3 protein-coding genes are annotated in these 4,403 nt (G+C 65.9%); all 3 read left to right on the plus strand.

The features are described 5' to 3' along the window. A partial coding sequence (locus B2W70_RS11685; protein WP_286745873.1) for a type I secretion system permease/ATPase occupies positions 1 to 1,526 on the plus strand: 1,526 nt, incomplete at its 5' end. Positions 1,527 to 1,543: 17 nt separating this feature from the next. Beyond that, positions 1,544 to 2,989, plus strand: coding sequence for an HlyD family type I secretion periplasmic adaptor subunit (locus B2W70_RS11690; protein ID WP_286745875.1), 1,446 nt, complete (start codon positions 1,544 to 1,546; stop codon positions 2,987 to 2,989). 285 nt (positions 2,990 to 3,274) lie between these two features. Then, positions 3,275 to 4,403: Ig-like domain-containing protein (locus tag B2W70_RS11695; RefSeq protein ID WP_286745877.1), on the plus strand; the 1,129-nt coding region annotated here is incomplete at its 3' end.

The raw sequence follows: 4,403 nt of genomic DNA on the forward strand, positions 1-4,403 counted from the left end.
GCGTGACGCTGGTGCTGGGCGCTGACCTGTTCATCCGCCTGCTGCGCAGCCACTTCGTGGACGAGGCCAGCGCGCGCATCGACGTGCAGATCTCGGCCACGCTGATGGAGCGCGTGCTCGGCATGCGCCTGGAAAACCGCCCTCAGTCGGTGGGCTCGTTCGCCTCCAACCTGCGAGGCTTCGAGCAGGTGCGTGACTTCATCGCTTCGAGCACGGTGACCGCGCTGATCGACCTGCCCTTCGCGCTGCTGTTCGTCATCGTGATGGCCTGGATCTCGCCTTGGCTGATGCTGCCGGTGCTGACGGTGTTCGGGCTGATCGTGCTGTCGGGCTACGTGCTGCAACACCGCCTGCACGCCTTGTCGCAGACCACGTACCAGGCCTCGGCGCAACGCAATGCCACGCTCATCGAGAGCCTGACGGGCATCGAGACCATCAAGACGCAAGGCGCCGAGAACGTCATCCAGAAACGCTGGGAGCGGGCCAACCAGTTCCTGGCCGAGCTCAACGTGCGCATGCGACGCCTGTCGTCTGCGGCCATGTACGGCACGGCGACCATGCAGCAGTTCGTCTCGGTGTGCATCGTGCTGATCGGCGTCTACCTGATCTCCGACAAGCAGCTCACCATGGGCGGGCTGATCGCCTCGACCATGCTGGCCGGCCGCGCACTCGCCCCCGCAGGCCAGATCGTTGGCCTGTTGATGCAGTACCAGGGCGCCCGCACGGCCATGGAGTCGCTCGAGCAGATCATGGCGCAGCCGGTCGAGCGCCCTGCCGAGACGACCTTCATCCACCGGGCCGAGCTCAAGGGCGAGATCGAGTTCCGCCACGTCTCGTTTGCTTACCCGGGTCGCCGCGAGGCCTCGCTCGACGACATCAGCCTGCGCATCCAGCCGGGCGAGAAGGTCGCGCTGATCGGCAAGGTGGGCTCGGGCAAGACGACGCTGCAAAAGCTCATCCTGGGCCTGTACCAGCCCAGCAAGGGCGCGGTGCTGATCGACGGCATCGACATGCGCCAACTCGACCCGGCCGACCTGCGGCGCAACATGGGCCACGTGGCCCAGGACGTGACGCTGTTCTACGGTTCGCTGCGCGACAACATCACCTTCGGCATGCCGCACGCCACCGACGAGGCCATCCTGGCCGCCACCGAGTCGGCCGGGCTGAGCGACTTCGTCAAGCGACACCCACAGGGCTTTGACCTGCAGGTGGGCGAACGCGGCGAGCTGCTGTCGGGCGGCCAGCGCCAGAGCGTGGGCATCGCTCGGGCGGTGCTGCACAACACACCCATCTTGCTGCTGGACGAACCGACCAGTGCCATGGACTTCTCGACCGAGGCCTTCGTGACCCAGAAGATGCAGCAGCACTGCCAGGGCAAGACGGTGGTGCTGGTGACGCACCGCACCTCGATGCTGGCCTTCGTCGACCGCGTGATCGTGATCGACCAGGGCAAAGTGGTGGCCGACGGCCCGCGCGACCGGATCATGCAGGCGCTGTCTGCGGGCCGCATCACCCGCGCATCGTGAAGCAGGAGGACGCCACCATGAACACCGCCCTGCTCCACATCGGCCAGCGCATCGTCTCCGGGCTGGAGACCGTGCGCGGCAAGCTCTCCCCCGTCATCAACCCCTTGCTCGACCGGCTCAGCGGCCCCCTCGTCACGCCGGATGCGGCCAAGCGCGCTGGCATCGACCAGTTCGAACAGGAGGCCGATGCCGTCATGTCCACCGAGGGCACGCGCGGCGCGCAAAAGCTCGTTCGCGGCGCCCTGCTCGTGACGGTGCTGCTCATCGTGTGGGCCTCGTTCGCCAAGATCGACGAGGTCACCAAGGGCGAGGCAAAGGTCATCCCGTCCAGGCAACTGCAGGTGATCCAGTCCTTCGATGGTGGCGTGGTCACCGAGATCCTGGTCAAGGAAGGCCAGTTGGTCGAGGCCGGTCAGCTGCTGCTCAAGGTGGACGAGACCCGCGCCACCTCGGGCGTGCGCGAGAGCGCGGCGCAGGCCTTCGCGCTGAAGGTCAAGCTGGCGCGGCTGAAGGCCCTGGCCGAGGGCAAGGCGTTCGTGCCGCCCGAGCCTTCTACCGCCGACAACGAAGAGGTGCGCATCGTCGAGGAAGAGCGCCAGCTCTACGATTCGCGGCGATCGGAACTCAGCGCCCTGGTCGGCATCAGCGAGCAGCAACTGGCCCAGCGTCACCAGGAGCAAGCCGAGGCCCGCGCCCGCCGCGATTCGGCCGCGCGCAACCTGGAGCTGTCGCAACAGGAGCTCACGAAGACGCGACCGCTGCTGTCCACCGGCGCCGTGTCGGAGGTCGATGTGCTGCGACTGGAGCGCGACGTGACGCGCGCCCGAGGAGAGATGGAGCAGGCCGGCGCGCAGATCGCTCGCATCCAGGCGGCCATCTCGGAGGCCACGCGCAAGATCCAGGAGACCGATCTGTCGTTCAAGAACGAGGCCCGCAAGGAGCTCTCGGACGTGCTGGGCAAGCTCAACGCGATCAACGAAGGCGCCGTGGCCCTGGCCGACAAGGTGGACAAGTCGCAGGTGAAGTCGCCCGTGCGAGGTCGCGTGCAGCGCCTGCTGGCCAACACGGTGGGTGGCGTGGTCAGCCCGGGCAAGGACATCGTCGAGATCGTGCCGCTGGACGACGCGCTGGTGCTCGAAGCCAAGATCCAGCCGCGTGACATCGCCTTCATCCACCCCGGCCAGGCCGCAACGGTGAAGTTCACGGCCTATGACTTCGCCATCTACGGCGGGCTGGACGCCGTGGTCGAGAACATCAGCCCGGACACCGTGACCGACGAGCGCGGACAGAACACTTTCTATGTGGTGCGCGTGCGCACCAAGCAGACCAACTTCAGCGAGAAGATGCCCATCATGCCGGGCATGACGGCCGAGGTGGACGTGCTCACGGGCAAGAAGACCGTGATGTCCTACCTGCTCAAGCCGGTGTTGCGTGCGCAAAGCCACGCAATGCGCGAGCGCTGACACCCCTGCGGCACCCCCTCACTTAAGTGCCCGTCACGCCTGGGAAGGCGTGACTTCCTTCCTGCAGAACGCCCGCCCCAAGGCCGATATCCGATTGGCCCTTGGGGCGGGCGTTTTCACGCGTGCGCCTGCCCTTTGCGGACCGACCCTTGCCCTTTGGCCGGCTTAAGCGCTCACGAAACTGGTCCAGGCCAGCAATCGTTCACACAAAGCCACCGACGGGGTTGGTTTGGGAGAGGGGTCGGAAGAGATACTCATCACGCAGTTACATTTTGAGAGGCTCCCATGGCCAAGTTGTCCACCCAAGCCCCCTCCGGCGTTGTTTCGAGCCTGCAAGGGCGTGCCCAGGTCATCCGCCAGGGACAAGAAGCCGCCGAAGCCCTGCAGGTGGGTGACACGCTGATGCCTGGGGACCGGTTGCTGGGCAACGCGGACGCCTCGTTGCAGATTGCGGAAAACTTGGACGCCAACGCGCAGGTGTGGACACTGGCCTTCGGGGACGCCAAGTCGTCCGCTCAAGCCAAGGGAGCCGCCAAGCCAGCGGCCAACAACGCTGACGGCAAGTCGCTCGACGACGTGATCGGCGCGATCGAGCGAGGCGAGGAAGAAGACGCCACGGCAGCGGGCCTGACCGGCGGCGATGGCGCCGCGATGGGCGAAGGCCTGCGCGTGGAGCGCATCGTCGAGGTGGTGGCGCCTCAGTCGTTCAACGCTTCGTCGAACAACGACGGCCTGCAAGGCCAGATCCAATCGACCTCGTTGCTCGACGACGGCAACCAGGCACCCGTCTTTGCGGATGGCGGCCAAGGCGGATTCGACCCCGCCACAGGCAACTACCGATTCATCACCGACGAAGACACGCCGGTGTCAGGTCAGGTCAGCGCATCCGATGCGGATGGCGACGCCCTGGTTTTCGGCAAAGGCTCGGACCCCGCCAACGGCACCGTGGTGGTGAACGCAGATGGGTCCTGGACCTACACGCCCAACCAGGATTTCAACGGTCCTGACCTCTTCACGGTGACCGTGTCTGATGGCAAGGGCGGCACCGCCACCTCCACGGTTTTCATTGGTGTCACCCCGGTCAACGATCCGCCCAAGTTCGATGATCCGTCGAATCCGAACTACGACCCGGTCACCGGCAACTACAAGGCGACCACGCCTGAAGACACCCCGGTGTCCGGCACCGTCAAGGCCAAGGACGCCGATGGCGACGCGCTGACCTTCGCCAAGGGCTCCAACCCAGCTCACGGCTCCGTCACCGTCGATGCAAACGGCAACTGGACCTACACCCCTTCCAAGGACTACAACGGCTCGGACTCGTTCACCGTCACCGTTTCCGACGGCAAGGGCGGCACCGCCACCTCCACCATCAACATCGGCGTCACACCAGCCAACGACCCACCCAAGTTCGACG

It is taken from the genome of Aquabacterium sp. UBA2148, assembly GCF_002328915.1.
Classification (GTDB): Bacteria; Pseudomonadota; Gammaproteobacteria; order Burkholderiales; family Burkholderiaceae_C; genus Aquabacterium; species Aquabacterium parvum.